Here is a 12,781-nt window from a genome sequence, read left to right on the forward strand (position 1 = left end):
CAGTGCCAATAGTAACATTAACATGCTCCTTGAATTAGCTGTTGTTCAAGGAGTATGTTAAAACGAAAGTGATATCTATTTTCTAAAATCTATCGCCGATTGCGTAGCAAAATACGCGAAAACAGTATATACCGCTGTATTTTGTTTTAATGCGTCGGGATCAATTTTGTCTAACGTATCATTTTCAGTATGATGATAGTCAAAGTAAGTGCTGCCATCAGGTGAAAAATTAATACTGGGCATGCCGGCATCAGACAGTAAACTCATATCTGATTGCGCACGGGCGTCATTTGTGGGCGCTAATGACACTCCCATAGGGGCTAAAATATTTGCTAACGCTCGTATACCATTTAGAGAACTTGCTCCAACACCTGGAGTCATTTTATATATGCGACCTAGACCAAAATCCCATTCTGCTCCAATGATATGATTATCCATGTTCGTTTTATGCTTATCAACGTAAGCTTTTGCACCCAGTAACCCAACTTCTTCAGCAGCAAATAAAATAACACGCAATGTTTTTTTAGGTCGTACAGGGAGTTGAGCAATATGATGTGCAGAAGCTAGCACCATTGCAACGCCTAAACCATCATCCATAGCACCGGTGCCAACGTCCCGACTATCTAAGTGAGCACCAATTGCTACAATGTCATTAGGAAATTCACTGCCGGTGATTTCACCAATAACATTTGCAGATTTAACCATTTCGCCTTTAGGATTGTTAGAGGTCATTTTCAAATGAAAATTTACCGTTTTTTCACGAGAAAATTGATTAACAAGTAAGTTTGCATCTGGGTTAGATAGTGCTACAGCGGGTATTTTCTTTACTCCCTCTTTGTAACGCATCATACCTGTATGTGCAATTCTATTGTTATCAGTACCTACAGAACGCATAATGAATGCAATAGCCCCTTTTTCAGCAGCAATACTAGCGCCTTCTACGCGTGCTCCTACTGCCGGACCATAATCCTGGCCATCTATGTGCCGTGTCATTTGATAGGATACAAAAGCAATTTTTCCTTTTAAGCTACCTTTAGGGGCCATTTTTAAATCAGCAAGTGTTTTAAAGTGCTCTACAGGTGCCGTTATGCCCGTTTGTTCTGTGCCTACACTACCGCCTAAAGCAATAACAACAACATCATGAGGGAAAGGGGTAACTATGCGCGCTTTTACTTCACCTCGAGACCATTTTGGACCAGAGACTTCTTCAGTCCACACTTTATCAAACCCAAGGGATTTCATTTTAGCTGTGGCCCATTTTATTGCTTTTTTATCACCTTCACTGCCCATGAATCGATGGCCAACCTCAGTGGTAAGTGACTCGACAATTTGATAAGAAAGATCTGAATTTAACGCTGTGTTTTTTAAAAGTTCAATCTGTGTTTGCTCTGCCTCTGATAAAGCCATAGCGTGTGAGCTAAAAGCACATAGAACACTTAGCGTGAATGGAATGAACATTGATCTTATTTTGTGTTTAAACATAAAATTCCTTAACGTTTATTTACTAAACCTTACGTTGATTAATCTAGAGCCTCTTAATATTTAGAGGAATAGATTGACCTGGTCAACTAAATTCAGTCACCCTAGTTAAGCAACCATTTTTAATTCTTTATCAGCTAGCTCAAATTCATTTGGACTTTGGTAATCCAGATAAGAATGAAGTCTATGACTGTTGTACCACATTGTTATATAATTCAATATATCTTGCTGCGCATCATAACGTGTTTCATAGTTACGCCAGTGAACACGTTCTTGTTTTAAACTGCCGAAGAAGCTTTCGGCAACGGCATTATCCCAAAGAACAACCTTTTTTACTCATACTCCCAACAAAACCATTTGATTTGAGCAATCGACGATATTGATGACTCGCATATTGAACACCTTGATCTGAGTGAACTATCAATCCTGCTTTGGGTTGTCGCTGCCAAATAGCCATCGTTAACGCATCACAAACAAGCTGTGCTTTCATTCTCGAACCCATACTCCACCCAACAACTTTCCGTGAATATAAATCAATCACGACGCATAAGTACAACTTGACCTTCCGTTGTCCAAACGTACGTGATATCACCTACCCACGCTTGGTCTTGAGCTTCTACGGTAAAATTCTGCTTAAGCTCATTTTGATAAATAGGCTTGTTATGATCGCTGTTCGTTGTTGCCTTGTATTTCTTTTTATAGCGAACCCAGACATTTGCTTCTTTCATTAACTGAGCTGTTTTTCTTCGACTTACAGGAAAGCTCAGTGTATTGAGTACCTTTTTAATGCGTCTAGCACCATAAGTATTGTCACTAAATTTGGCAATGTCTTTGATCAACTCAATCATTTCTTGATGGTCTAAATCATCAGATTCACTTAATTTACGTTTTTGATAACTATAATAATTATTACTTTTAACACCCAGTACATGGCACATTAAAACCACAGGCCAGATCTTCTTATGTTGGGCAATAAACGAATACTTTACTTCGTTTCTTTTGCAAAGAAGACCGTCGCTTTTTTTAATATTTCGCGCTCCATTTCGAGACGCTTCACTTGCGCTTTTAAGTTGCGGATCTCTTCTTGCTCAGGCGTTAGTTTTCCATTACCACGAAAAGCATGCCCATCATCATTCTCAGATTCTTTTATCCAACGACCAAGCATGTTTGGGTTAACTCCCAAATTTCTAGCGGCTTCAGCTTGTGAATAATTTTGTTCTATCACTAAAGCGATGGCATCAAGTTTAAATTCTTTTGAATATTTTTTACGTTTTGTCATTTCAATCTCCAGTTAAGTCTATTATTCCTTAACTGGGGTAGTCGAATCAATTAGACCACGTCAGATAGGTTAGTCGTAAGATTATCCAATGATGTTACTTCTTGAACGAGTATCTAATAAATAAGTGAAAAACATAAGACATAATTGCGTTATTTCATCCTTATTTGTTTTAAGCTTTACGATGCCATAACGTACACGAATTATTATAGCTGAATATAAACGTGAATTAGCCCCTATTAGAGTATTTTCTATAGGGGCAGACTTCTTACACAGTGAGTCAAACGCTAGAAAGTACCTTTTTATTATGCAAAAAAAAGCACCGGCCGAAAGGGCAGATGCTTCTTGGTGTTTATCAATTGTATGGGTTTGCCTAAGCTAGCCCTTATCGATAACTAATTAAGCTTGTTTTTTGAACCTACGTGCAGCTAAGCCCATTAGGCCTAAACCAAGGATAGCTAGTGTTGAGGGTTCGGGAACTGCAGTCGCTCTTGCGAAAACAACGTTGGAATAGCGAGTGTTGCCGAAGAGGGTAAAGTTATTGCCCGCTATAGGTGCTATATCTGTTCGTATGAAAGCGTATGCAGAAGTTACTTTATTAGAGTCATATGCATATGCCACATTTATAAAGCAGTTAGCAGATATGCTGCACTCTGCAACAGAGTCGGCTCCAGTTCCATCGATACTAGGTGGTGCATTTTCAAACAGCGTGCCTACGAACATCGCTGCTATGCCAGTCGCAGCGTCTATTGCGAATTGTTCAGAGTAAAGCGATTCTGAAAGAGAGAAAGGGGTTGCGAAAAAATCGAAACGATAGATATTGTTGTTAATGATTATATTGTCCACACCTACCACTTTCCCGGACCTCTAAGATTAAACCTGCACGCGCAAAACTATTTGGTCAACATGATTAATGATATAAGTAGAGTGGTTATTAATTTTTTCTTCATTTGATATTCCTCTTAATCCTTCACAGCTGTTTACGAAAGCACTCATGATGATAATTCATTTAGTAGTGCTTAGAACGTGCCAATACTATTTATTGTTATTTTGTAATATCTTATGATTTCTTTGCTTTTGTATGACGTGGTCTAATTGATTCGACTACCCCAGTTAAGGAATAATAGACTTAACTGGAGATTGAAATGACAAAACGTAAAAAATATTCAAAAGAATTTAAACTTGATGCCATCGCTTTAGTGATAGAACAAAATTATTCACAAGCTGAAGCCGCTAGAAATTTGGGAGTTAACCCAAACATGCTTGGTCGTTGGATAAAAGAATCTGAGAATGATGATGGGCATGCTTTTCGTGGTAATGGAAAACTAACGCCTGAGCAAGAAGAGATCCGCAACTTAAAAGCGCAAGTGAAGCGTCTCGAAATGGAGCGCGAAATATTAAAAAAAGCGACGGTCTTCTTTGCAAAAGAAACGAAGTAAAGTATTCGTTTATTGCCCAACATAAGAAGATCTGGCCTGTGGTTTTAATGTGCCATGTACTGGGTGTTAAAAGTAATAATTATTATAGTTATCAAAAACGTAAATTAAGTGAATCTGATGATTTAGACCATCAAGAAATGATTGAGTTGATCAAAGACATTGCCAAATTTAGTGACAATACTTATGGTGCTAGACGCATTAAAAAGGTACTCAATACACTGAGCTTTCCTGTAAGTCGAAGAAAAACAGCTCAGTTAATGAAAGAAGCAAATGTCTGGGTTCGCTATAAAAAGAAATACAAGGCAACAACGAACAGCGATCATAACAAGCCTATTTATCAAAATGAGCTTAAGCAGAATTTTACCGTAGAAGCTCAAGACCAAGCGTGGGTAGGTGATATCACGTACGTTTGGACAACGGAAGGTCAAGTTGTACTTATGCGTCGTGATTGATTTATATTCACGGAAAGTTGTTGGGTGGAGTATGGGTTCGAGAATGAAAGCACAGCTTGTTTGTGATGCGTTAACGATGGCTATTTGGCAGCGACAACCCAAAGCAGGATTGATAGTTCACTCAGATCAAGGTGTTCAATATGCGAGTCATCAATATCGTCGATTGCTCAAATCAAATGGTTTTGTTGGGAGTATGAGTAAAAAAGGTTGTTTTGGGATAATGCCGTTGCCGAAAGCTTCTTCGGCAGTTTAAAACAAGAACGTGTTCACTGGCGTAACTATGAAACACGTTATGATGCGCAGCAAGATATATTGAATTATATAACAATGTGGTACAACAGTCATAGACTTCATTCTTATCTGGATTACCAAAGTCCAAATGAATTTGAGCTAGCTGATAAAGAATTAAAAATGGTTGCTTAACTAGGGTGACTGAATTTAGTTGACCAGGTCAGTAAAATCTCAACGTGTAAAGAAACCCGACATAATTAGCGTCTTTATGAGCTGTTTTGGCGCCTATGTATTGGTTGATTTAAGCAGCTTTTGCTTCGCGTTTTTAAGGAGTGAAATGTTGTGCGGTCTTAGTTTTACCCTTGGACTAATCTTACCCATTACATGGTGTTTGGTGGTTGTTAAGTAATGCTAGGTTTAAGCGGAAGCGGAACCGGATTTTTAGAATAATTTAGTAGGCTGTTTAACACCAAGCCTCGAATTACCCTCTATGGAATTAACCCCTAGAAAGGAACCAAGTTTTTATAAGGTTATCTGTTTTACGTTTCTTCAAGCAACGAAAGACAATTGAGCTTTCATCAATGAGAATTCGCTCATATTCTAGCTCTATCGCTTCGCGTGGTCGACAACCTGTATAATGAAGTACTTGGCAAAACATGCGCTCAATAGGAGCTTCATCTTGAGCAGAGGCTAAAAATTTGCCGCGTTCGTCAGCAGTGCAATATAACCTTTCACCGCTAGGGCTAAAGAGTCGCATTTCAGGGCTTATTTCGTCACGATACATGATGCACCAAAACTGTAGAGAAGTGTTCAAAGCTTAGTTGATGATCATAAAGTTTGCATAAAAAGCCCGGATAATTTACCGGGCATTTGGATATTGCGCATCACTTTGGGGTAGTCGGGTTATTTGATAAATTGAATATACTGCCTTATTTCGTCTTTTCTGGTTAGTGCTTCGCTGTTACTAGCAAACATTGAGAAAGTGACTCAATTAAAGTAATGGTAATGACCCATAAAACAAAATGGGTCATATTTGGGGCAGATTTTTATAAGGTATGTTCAGCTATGTTAAAGTAGAGTTATCAAAACACTGTTTATATTGATGAAAGTTAAACTAATTATGATCATGTTGAATTTGGTGTCATTTGGTATGAAAATGCCGTTTTAAATTGTTCGTATTGTTCGTATTGTTCTTTTGTTTGGATCGTTTTTGGATCTAAATTAAGGGTCGACTAGTCTCATTTAGTACGGAGCGCACCTGTAGGTCTTGTAATATGCGCGACTATACGCCCCCTAAATTCACTCTTGAGAGTTCGAATCTCTCACTGAAAATAGTGTAAAAAGTGCGGGTCGTATGCGTGTCGTTCCGAAATCGTTTCTGTATAAATGATCATCATGATCATCATGATCATACGATCAGTTTTGAATGATCCAACCCTTTACAAATGGGTGCGGGTCGTATGAGTGTGGTTTTCTAGTGGGTTTGTAGTCGTTATTTAATGAAAAAACCCAGTAAAAACAAGCGCTTTTACTGGGTCTGGATTGGTGGGGCGTCATCTTAATTGGGTTTGTAGTTATTTGTTTTTTATAGGTTTTGTCTTTTGTTCTTTGTTTTATAGGTACTAAGTGAGGTACTAAGAATTAAAATCATTAGTTATGTACTGTATAAGCCTACATGGTTATTTCGAGTTTTCAATGTCAACAATCCTTAGGTGATTATTAGGGCGTTTATCAATTCACATTTTAGGTTTTTGGAGTGTTTTCACCTCTGTTTTAGCCGTTTTCATCCCTATTTTTGTTGGCGTTAATCCTACAAAGCTAATTATAAAAATCATACATCTCTTATTATACCTGAGTTTGACAGGTGTCTAATCATTGCATAATGTTTCAAAAAAACAATTCTTATTTCTCACGCATAAAAATTGACTTAGGCGGCTGTACTGGCGACACCATATAACCTAAACAATTTGATAGCCCCTACCTATCATCGCAAGATACCCTAGTCACCACTCTAGACCTTTAAAAGCGTTATATTAGCTGTTCTGCTACTGCCTGCTAGCAAATACTAAAAAAACTCACTGAACAAACATATGTTGCATTTAATTTAGGGCGATGATAAAAATTAAACCTAAGAATTCAATTTAAGGGATTAAGAATGAAGTTTCGAAATTTATTATGCGGCAGCCTTATAGTTTGCAGTGTTTATGGCTGTGGTGGAAGTGATGATGGCGGAAGCCAACAATCACCAGTTGGAGAAAATTCAGGCTATACACCTAAGAATGCTGACTACCCTATAACTGACCATCAACTAAGACGCTATCAAGTTAGTGACATTATTGAGTATAACTATAATTACGATAGTACTTATTTTGACGGTAGTGGCAGTTACATTAATGATGAAAGATTAACGTGGTCTATAGAAGATGATCCCAACGAGTTTTCGTTTGAAGATAATGGACGCTCTTTACTGGCTAAGTTTTATACTGAAGAAAATAGTTTTGTAAAATTAAGTATCGTTGAGCAGTTTTATCAAATAACTCAATCTGATAATATTAACCGCATTAATGAAATCATTTTATACAACGACTATGATGGTGTAATGGTAGACGCCTTGTTTGGCTCACCTAATAGATTAACTTGTGTAGCTTACACGCCAGAAGATAAGACGTGTTACGGAGCTATACAAGTGCCAGGTACATTTATTGTCGGGACAAGTTATTCGTATGAAGGGCATAGCGCTAGAATAGGCATAGACCCTAGTAAGAATTACACATCAAAAATCAGTTGGAACATAGCAGCAAAAGAAATAATTGATACCGCTATTGGTTCGTTTGAAGCATACAAGCTCGTATTCAGCAGAGATTTAACCAACGTATCACAAGACACTAGAGATGAAGCAAGAGCTACTTATTGGTACTACCCACCTATTGGCGTAATCAAAGCCGACATTGTAAAAAAAGAAGTTTTTAAGGAAACAGGAACATATCAAACAATCCTTATAGACTACTCCATAACAAACACCAATATTCCTTTTTAAAACAAACTTAGGCATACCCTTTGATATTTTTCTAATATCAAGCCGCTATCAAAGGGAGGGGGCTATATTGTATTTTCATGGTGGATATTACACTACCGCGAATTATCCAATATAGAATATTTCATCGAGCAGCTTGAGTTCACTTAGGATTTAAGCAGTTCAATCGGTAATGGTGTGCGAATGATAAAAACAACAAAAACTTCAAATCACTTTACGAAAAATTAAACGTTACACCTCTTGCTTTAAGACAACGTAGTGATATTTTTATCATCATATTTAATACTATTTGTGAGGGTTTTGGTTGTTGTTCTTAAATATCGGTTGGCGAAAAAAAGTTGAAACAACACGTGAAAACACGTTTTTATGTATGTCAATTGTCACGTTTTTTAATTCTGCTTGTTCCGTAATCCTTGGCTTGCTTGTCTCTATAGCCTTTTCCTCTTCCCTTAGCTAAGTATGAGACGCGCCAAATAGCACCTTGAATGCTTTGTCTATCGTCACGCTGTATATTGTAATAACAGTTTTCAGGGGTATACATTGAGCCGTTAAGTTGTGTTTCCCATACTTCCTTTATTCTGAGCAATATTTCGTGTGGGTGCCTAACTTTGTGCCCGTCCAATAATAGAACATAATGATAATGTTGTTGCTTTGCCGTTTCTCTTTCTCTACACCAAGCAAAACCAATTCTACTAACACCATACTTTCTTGTTAACCATTTAAACAATCGCCTATTAAATATTGTGATTAGTGTATTGTTAGGCGTGTATTCATATAACCGTAAATCAAATCTAATCACTAAAACTTTACTATGGTAACTGAGCATGTTTTCAATTTGTGCGATCATCATTGTTAACTGTTTAGTGAATAGGCCACTTTTTGCCGAATTCACAAGCCACGTTTGACCATTTACAGTTATAGCTTTTCCTTTAGATATATATGCCATAAGTTCTTAAGAGATAGAGAGGATATTATTAATTACCTAGCTGAAAGTTAGTTATTACTTACGTGCGGTTTACTACTGTATATAAAGTCTTTCACTGAAAAACTAATAAAAATAGGGGTAAAAAACCTATGAATGTTGTCCTATACAGAACAACCTTTATTTTGCATAGATTAACCAGTTAGCAACCACTAACCATTTTTAACTGTCAGTTTTCTGCTAAATACCAAATTTAAAACAAAAAAGGAGCTAAGTAGCCCCTATTTTTTATCTGAGCAAAGTAGATAGATTAATTAAATTTCCTCCATAATAGTTGAAAATATATTCACCATATTTTCGCCCCTCTGGTTATTTTTAGCTATTTGTTCCCTATAAGTTATTTCGTTTGAAGTACAACGATCAGTTAAATCATTTAATATTAAATGCAAAGCATTCAAATTAAAGCGGCCAACTTCATCAGTGGTTATTTCTATACCTGCAATTTGTGGAAACTTAATGATATTACTCATGATGCGCACCCCCTGAAATATCGGTATTAGATATGCCGCGCTTATTTTCATAGTGAGTTAATAATATTTGAGCTTTTCTTGTCTCAGTTTCATCAAGTAATGAATAGCGTGTAAAATAAACCGTACCCCTGTGTTGATGTGTATGGCTTTGCTGCTCTCGTTTAAATCCTATGCCTTTTGAGTTAGCAAGGGTTGATATTGTGGTGTGCAAACATGTTTCCCCGTATACCTGTAATGCTTCAAGCTCAACTAAACCCTTGTTACCTCTTTTCAGTAACTCAATCAAACATAACTCAATCTTCAAGGGTCTTTTTGTGCTATTGTATACGGTGTGATTATTTGCGCTGCTAGGGTTCGTCTTAGTGGCGTTTTTATTATTCATCTTGTAAAGCCTCCTATGCTGCTAACTGTCGGCGTTGTTCAACCAAAGATTTAACCAGTAGCTTGATTTCATCTTGGCTTTTGCCCGTTGCCATAGCTAACAACACCGCTGTTAATTCATGCTTAAAATAACCTACTGAATTGGCCCCTAGCGAAATGGCTTGAGGTAATAGGCCAAACATTTAACTTTAAGTGGAAATTGCTTTTAGATATGCCTAGCATTTTTAATGCTTGAGGTTTACGGATTATTTGTAACTCGGTGGTTGCCGGATTGGTTAGTGCTGTAGTAAACATAGTTTCACCTTTTTTCAGATATGTGATTGATGGTTCCTTTTTCAGTGTTTTTTAGGCGCAACTGTTCGCAACTCAAAAATTGAGCCGTATAAATAATTAGATACTTTATTGCGAGCAAAAAAAAAGCCTCGTACAGTGACGAGGCTTAGATTTGAAAAGGAATGTTGTAAACGAAAAAATCCGCATAGAGTTAACTACGCGGATTTCTTCAACATGGGAAATATAGCACCAAAACTGGTCGATTTGCAAGTACTGTATCGAACGGGAAGGGCTCGTATGGAGCTAAAAAATTGGATGCCTACCTTTAGCGTTTGATTTTTATAATAAATATATCCAAAAAAAGTTTTATTATTTCTTACGCGTAAAAATTGACTTAGGCGGCTGTACTGCCGGTACTACCTAACCTCAACAATTAGATAGCCCCACCACTGATTTAGCTTACTGCCTCGACTAATTATAGCGCATACCTTTTATAATACTTATGCTGCTTCATTCATAATTAGTAAAAAATCACCTGACACACTGCGAACTATCCCATAAGCAGCAAAAGCCGCCCCTATTGATTTTCGGTGTAAAAAGCAGGTATTTTCATCACAAGGGGCATTTGATACGTTTTCAACAAACAACTCAAGCACGCGCTGTAGGTATTTATTAAACCGCTGTATATTTAATTCATTAATAGACTGGTTAAACTCGCTTGTTTCTTTATCCAGAATATCCACTAAAAGCATTAAATAATGCTCTATACTATACAGTTCAGCAGAAAAACAGCTAAAGGCTTCATCGTTGCTGTTTTTTGCAGCCTCCCTAATACAAACAATTGCCCCATAAGCATTGTCAATTTCACAATAAAAAGTATCTATCTTGTTTTTAAGTCGGGTCATATTCATTTTTTTTGCTCCTGTTTTTCGTTAATTCAAAGATGATTAAACTACTTTTAATAACTGAGTGCCTGATAATGAAAAGTTGCCAGTAGCGCATCTTTCTATATGCTCAGACCACCAAAACATCATTTTAGCTCTACGTTTTAAATAATCGGCTCGGTTGTATGCGCGTCTTACTTCATTATCATCAACATGTGCTAAAGCAGCCTCTATAAGATCCGCATCGAACCCTTGCTCATTTAGTGTGGTACTCGCTAAAGAACGTAAACCATGAGCAACTAACTTATCTTTATAGCCCATTCGTTTTATTGCTGCGTTTGCTGTTTGGGTGTTGGTGTGGTCTCTTGGGTTTCTATCTGCAGGGAATATATGTTCCCTATGGCCGCTTATTGGCTTAATGGCATTAAGTAAGTTTAATGATTGCTCTGTTAATGGGATTGAGTGAGGGCGCTTTTTCTTCATTCTTTGCGCCGGTATATTCCAAAGCTTATTATCAAAATCAATTTCTGACCACATAGCGCCGCCTCGCTTCACTTGGTCTAACCATAGTATGGAGCTGCCATTCAATTAAATATCGGGTAACAATTTTAATGCCGGCAATACTTAGCGCTTGCATAAACTTAGGTAATTCACCTGGCTTTATACTTGGCATATTTTGCTTTTTAGGTCTTTCAAAAGCTGCTTTAATGCCTATTAGTGGGTTCGAGTGAATAAGGCCAGTATTAACAGCGTAATTCATTATCTCATTTAGACGTTGATTAATGCGTTTAACGGTTTCAAGGCTTCCTTTTTCAGCAATCGGCTTTACTGTTTTAATCGCAATAGGAGCAGTTACTTCTGATATGGGGTATTTACCTAACTGATCAAAAACATGCAATTCAAGTGAGCGCCAAACATCAATGGCATAATCTGGCGTGACTTCTGTTTTCTTAACTTCAAACCATTTTGCAGCAACATTAAACAAGGTGTTTTCTATGCGCTCCTTTTCTTGGCGTGATAAATTATCTTTGTGTTCTTTTGGGTCAATATCTTTGGCTAATAACTCTTTTGCTTTAGCTCTTAATTTTCTAGCATCAGCTAATGATATATCAGGATATTCGCCAAACGTTAGATTAGTTCTTTTTTTGGTAAAAGGTTTGTAGTACTTAAACAACCATTTTTTAGTACCAGTAGGGTTTATCTTTAGTTCTAAGCCATCTCCATCAAACAAGCTACTAACCTTGGCTTGAGCTTTAGCCTTATCAACTTCGGTATTCGTTAGGGGTTTAGTTACTCTAGCCATGGGTAAATCTCCTTTTTAGTACCATAAATATGTGGGTTAGTACTTTGTAGTACTTAGTATAGTACTAAATAATTAGGATTCTATCAAACGGGGTAGGACGCTACAGGTCAGTAAATACGGTCAATACATTGATTTTAGACGAAAAAAAAGACGCCCTGAGACGTCTTTAATTATGTTATTGGTGGAGCGGCGGGAATTGAACCCGCGTCCAAAAAACCTACATCCTCGGTACTACATGCTTAGTCGATTATTTGTTTAACCAATTAGACGCCAATCGACAGGCTTCGTCATGGTGAGCTTGATACTATTTCGCGGTTCAGCCTCAAGCATGCTTCCCTCGCTAACCTATTTGGGGTGACCATCAATCCTCTAATCAATAGGTGAAATTTTGAGGTGATGGCTAGCCTAAGCGGCTAGTGCGAACGTATCGTCGTTTGCAATTATAGTTTTGCGGCTTTTTACCAGGCCAACCGCCCCTGGGCATGCACCTTGGGTTTCGTGAATCTTGTCGAATCCTGAATCAGCCCCAAAGTTTCACTAACGTTTACGTGTTAGCAATATTTTAATTATACAGCGT

At 37.5% G+C, this 12,781-nt stretch carries 10 protein-coding genes, 1 other RNA gene and 3 pseudogenes; 3 read left to right on the forward strand and 11 right to left on the reverse strand.

Translation table 11 applies throughout. The features are described 5' to 3' along the window. Positions 1–75 precede the first annotated feature (75 nt). From L3081_RS09275 to L3081_RS28165, 3 genes and pseudogenes are all read right to left on the reverse strand, one after another. Entirely contained in the window at positions 76–1,458 is a 1,383-nt protein-coding gene (locus L3081_RS09275; protein ID WP_242285109.1) for a M20/M25/M40 family metallo-hydrolase, read from the reverse strand. A 129-nt stretch (positions 1,459–1,587) separates the two neighbouring features. Then, a pseudogene (locus L3081_RS09280) lies at positions 1,588–2,758 on the reverse strand (IS3 family transposase). Positions 2,759–3,154: 396 nt separating this feature from the next. After that, a complete protein-coding gene (locus L3081_RS28165; RefSeq protein ID WP_242285710.1) occupies positions 3,155–3,376 on the reverse strand; it encodes a PEP-CTERM sorting domain-containing protein in 222 nt (73 codons plus the stop codon). On the opposite strand from L3081_RS28165, the gene L3081_RS09290 reads away from it, so the two are divergent. After that, entirely contained in the window at positions 3,297–3,524 is a 228-nt protein-coding gene (locus tag L3081_RS09290) for a hypothetical protein (protein ID WP_242285735.1), read from the forward strand. The genes L3081_RS28165 and L3081_RS09290 overlap by 80 nt on opposite strands. Before the next feature lie 376 nt (positions 3,525–3,900). Further along, positions 3,901–5,069: pseudogene (locus L3081_RS09295) on the forward strand (IS3 family transposase). 304 nt (positions 5,070–5,373) lie between these two features. Here the strand turns inward: L3081_RS09295 and L3081_RS09300 are convergent. Next, a complete protein-coding gene (locus tag L3081_RS09300) occupies positions 5,374–5,661 on the reverse strand; it encodes a hypothetical protein (RefSeq protein ID WP_242285111.1) in 288 nt (95 codons plus the stop codon). Between the two features lie 1,371 nt (positions 5,662–7,032). On the opposite strand from L3081_RS09300, the gene L3081_RS09305 reads away from it, so the two are divergent. Beyond that, positions 7,033–7,914, forward strand: a complete 882-nt coding sequence (locus tag L3081_RS09305; RefSeq protein ID WP_242285121.1) for a hypothetical protein — start codon at positions 7,033–7,035, stop codon at positions 7,912–7,914. A gap of 370 nt (positions 7,915–8,284) precedes the next feature. Here the strand turns inward: L3081_RS09305 and L3081_RS09310 are convergent, their stop codons facing one another. The 7 genes and pseudogenes from L3081_RS09310 to ssrA form a co-directional block, all read right to left on the reverse strand. Continuing rightward, on the reverse strand, positions 8,285–8,857 hold the full coding sequence (locus L3081_RS09310; protein ID WP_242285123.1) for a YagK/YfjJ domain-containing protein: 573 nt from the start codon (positions 8,855–8,857) through the stop codon (positions 8,285–8,287). Between the two features lie 290 nt (positions 8,858–9,147). Beyond that, entirely contained in the window at positions 9,148–9,363 is a 216-nt protein-coding gene (locus tag L3081_RS09315) for a hypothetical protein (protein ID WP_242285125.1), read from the reverse strand. Beyond that, a complete protein-coding gene (locus L3081_RS09320; protein ID WP_242285126.1) occupies positions 9,356–9,745 on the reverse strand; it encodes a hypothetical protein in 390 nt (129 codons plus the stop codon). The genes L3081_RS09315 and L3081_RS09320 overlap by 8 nt, the downstream gene beginning before the upstream one ends. Before the next feature lie 13 nt (positions 9,746–9,758). After that, a complete protein-coding gene (locus L3081_RS09325) occupies positions 9,759–9,926 on the reverse strand; it encodes a hypothetical protein (protein ID WP_242285128.1) in 168 nt (55 codons plus the stop codon). Positions 9,927–10,517: 591 nt separating this feature from the next. After that, positions 10,518–10,928: a hypothetical protein gene (locus tag L3081_RS09330; protein ID WP_242285130.1), complete on the reverse strand. Its 411-nt coding sequence runs from the start codon at positions 10,926–10,928 to the stop codon at positions 10,518–10,520. Between the two features lie 36 nt (positions 10,929–10,964). Then, positions 10,965–12,204: pseudogene (locus tag L3081_RS09335) on the reverse strand (integrase domain-containing protein). A gap of 179 nt (positions 12,205–12,383) precedes the next feature. Continuing rightward, positions 12,384–12,732, reverse strand: a transfer-messenger RNA (tmRNA) gene (gene ssrA, locus L3081_RS09340). Positions 12,733–12,781 lie beyond the last annotated feature (49 nt).

Origin of the sequence: Colwellia maritima (assembly GCF_022669015.1) — a bacterium.
Classification (GTDB): Bacteria; Pseudomonadota; Gammaproteobacteria; order Enterobacterales; family Alteromonadaceae; genus Colwellia; species Colwellia maritima.

Coding starts and splice junctions, on each gene's coding strand:
- L3081_RS09275 (WP_242285109.1), bottom strand. CDS start 1,458: ATGTTCATTCCATTCACGCTAAGTGTTCTATGTGCTTTTAGCTCACAC.
- L3081_RS09300 (WP_242285111.1), bottom strand. CDS start 5,661: ATGTATCGTGACGAAATAAGCCCTGAAATGCGACTCTTTAGCCCTAGC.
- L3081_RS09305 (WP_242285121.1), top strand. CDS start 7,033: ATGAAGTTTCGAAATTTATTATGCGGCAGCCTTATAGTTTGCAGTGTT.
- L3081_RS09310 (WP_242285123.1), bottom strand. CDS start 8,857: ATGGCATATATATCTAAAGGAAAAGCTATAACTGTAAATGGTCAAACG.
- L3081_RS09315 (WP_242285125.1), bottom strand. CDS start 9,363: ATGAGTAATATCATTAAGTTTCCACAAATTGCAGGTATAGAAATAACC.
- L3081_RS09320 (WP_242285126.1), bottom strand. CDS start 9,745: ATGAATAATAAAAACGCCACTAAGACGAACCCTAGCAGCGCAAATAAT.
- L3081_RS09325 (WP_242285128.1), bottom strand. CDS start 9,926: ATGTTTGGCCTATTACCTCAAGCCATTTCGCTAGGGGCCAATTCAGTA.
- L3081_RS09330 (WP_242285130.1), bottom strand. CDS start 10,928: ATGAATATGACCCGACTTAAAAACAAGATAGATACTTTTTATTGTGAA.